Annotated in this window: 2 protein-coding genes and 1 pseudogene; 1 reads left to right on the top strand and 2 read right to left on the bottom strand. The window is 71.1% G+C overall.

Annotated features, from left to right (window positions below; all coding sequences use genetic code 11):
* Positions 1–344 (bottom strand): 6-phosphogluconolactonase (locus tag ACFWBT_RS42775; RefSeq protein WP_385710190.1); only part of this gene is annotated, 344 nt, incomplete at its 3' end.
* A 255-nt stretch (positions 345–599) separates the two neighbouring features.
* Between ACFWBT_RS42775 and ACFWBT_RS42770 the strand changes: the two genes are divergently transcribed.
* Positions 600–1,154 carry an NUDIX domain-containing protein gene (locus ACFWBT_RS42770; protein ID WP_385710187.1) on the top strand — a complete coding sequence of 185 codons (555 nt, stop codon included), beginning with the start codon at positions 600–602 and terminating at the stop codon, positions 1,152–1,154.
* A 673-nt stretch (positions 1,155–1,827) separates the two neighbouring features.
* Here the strand turns inward: ACFWBT_RS42770 and ACFWBT_RS42765 are convergent.
* A pseudogene (locus ACFWBT_RS42765) lies at positions 1,828–1,941 on the bottom strand (RNA-guided endonuclease TnpB family protein); the annotation flags it as partial.

Here is a 1,941-nt window from a genome sequence, read left to right as displayed (position 1 = left end):
GCCTCGCACGCGGCCTGGACGTCCGTCGCGGTGCCGTCGGGCCCCATGAACGCGTCCATGCCGAGGCCCAGCGGTTCCAGCACCTCACGGCGCAGCACGGAGCGGTAGGACTCGGGGTGCTCGGCCGGCAGCCCCACGTACTCGTCGAGCTGCGCGATGCGCGCCCCCGAGGCGTCCACGGCACCGGAACCCACCCGGGTCGCCAGCGCCTCGTAGATGGGCAGCGGCGTCGAGCCGGTGGCCACGCCGAGCAGGGCGTCGGGCTTGCGCCTGAGCAGTTCCGCCATGGCCTCGGCGATCAGCTCGCCGCCTGCCTTGGCGTCCGGGACGATGACAACTTCCACGCTGGGCCTGCCGATCTGGAGAGGGACTCAGGGGACTCAACTGGAACCCGAAGGGCATGTGGTATAGACCAATCTAGCAGAGCGTCACCCTTCCGTCGCCCCGACGGGGCAGGGCGCGCTTCCATTGCACTCCCCGGGCAGAGGGCCCGCGCACCTGCTGCCCGGGGGCGCCGCCTGGCCGCCCTTCCGTGTGGGGCGGGTGAACCTGTGCAAACCCGCCCCGGAGCCGTCAGCGCGGTCGCGATACTGGCCGCCATGACCGACGACCCCGCCCCGGAGGCACCGTTCACCCGGCTCAAGATCCGCAGTAGCGCGCTGGTGTTCTGCGGCGACGACGTCGCCCTCATCCGCCGCGACCGCGCCGTCTCGGTGCACTACACGACCATCGGCGGAAACGTGGAAGGGCCCGAGCCGCTGCGCGATGCCCTGCGTAGGGAGCTCGCCGAGGAACTCCGCCTCGACGTCGGCCAGGCCGAAAGCGGCGAACTGCTGTGGGTCGTCGACCAGCGCGTCTCCCGCCCCGGCCCCACGCCCCCGCCCCGCAAACTGCACCTGCTCTACCGCTACCACGACTCGACGAACTCGCCGACGGCTCCCACGAGGTCGGCATCATCGAGTGGATCGACTACCGCAAGACCGCCGACCTGCCGCTCTTCCCGCCCATCGGCACCGCCCTGGCCGCCCTGCCCTCCCCCCGCGCCCAAGTCGCCAACGCCGAGCTCCCGGCCGTCACCGACCAGAACTACCGCTGGGTCTGAACTGAGCGGTCCTGCGGTCCTCACGGCGATGGTCGCCCAACATCCCTCCTGATACAGCCCGATTGCGGGGATCACGATGTACTCGCCTCCTCCTGACCCGGACACCGAACAGCGCATGCGCCCCACCACGCCCGCGCCGCCAAGGCCCTGGGCGTACAAGTCGAGCCGGGCGGAGAGTTCTGGGGGTGGGCCGGGCGCACTCTGGGTGCCCCGGCCCGCAACGCCGTCGGTACGCCTGCCTGGCTGCGATTGGTGTCCGCCCCGGCGGACAAGGCGTCGGGGAAGCTGTGGAACGGTGCCACCGACGCGCAAGGAGCCTTCGGCGACCTCGACGGGCGCAGGCCCGCGCTGCTGGGCATGTACGAGGCCGTCGGCGACGCCACCGCCTACCGCGTAGAGCTGTCGGAGTGCGTCGACCAGCCCGTCCTGTCCGACGACCCGATCCTCCAGCACGACCTTCAGCTGCCGGACTCCTGGGGGACCGACCTTGCCGGGACGCTGGAGAAGGTGGCGGCCGTCGATACCGACCGCGTCGCCGTACGGCAGCAGTACATGGACCGGGCCATCCCCGAGTTCGTGGGCATCCCCGCCCCGGCCGTCTCCTGCTGGACAACAGCCCATGCGGATGTGCACTGGGCGAACCTCACCGAACCGCTACGCCTGTGGACTGGGAGGGATGGGGCCGCAGTCCGGAGTGCTTCGACGCCGCCACTCTCTACGCCTACTCGCTGCTCCACGTCCTGCGAGACGGTCACCGTCGACGGAGCTGCACCCTCGGGCAGCGGACGCGACCACACGATGTCCAGCGGCTCACGCATCTTCGCGAGCGTCAGCCGGCC

The sequence above is a fragment of the Streptomyces sp. NPDC060027 genome, from assembly GCF_042737005.1.
In the GTDB taxonomy this organism is placed as follows: domain Bacteria; phylum Actinomycetota; class Actinomycetes; order Streptomycetales; family Streptomycetaceae; genus Streptomyces.
The sequence above is the reverse complement of the archived record's forward strand: the minus strand, read 5'-3'. Positions and strand labels throughout refer to the sequence as shown.

Coding starts and splice junctions, on each gene's coding strand:
- ACFWBT_RS42770 (WP_385710187.1), top strand. CDS start 600: ATGACCGACGACCCCGCCCCGGAGGCACCGTTCACCCGGCTCAAGATC.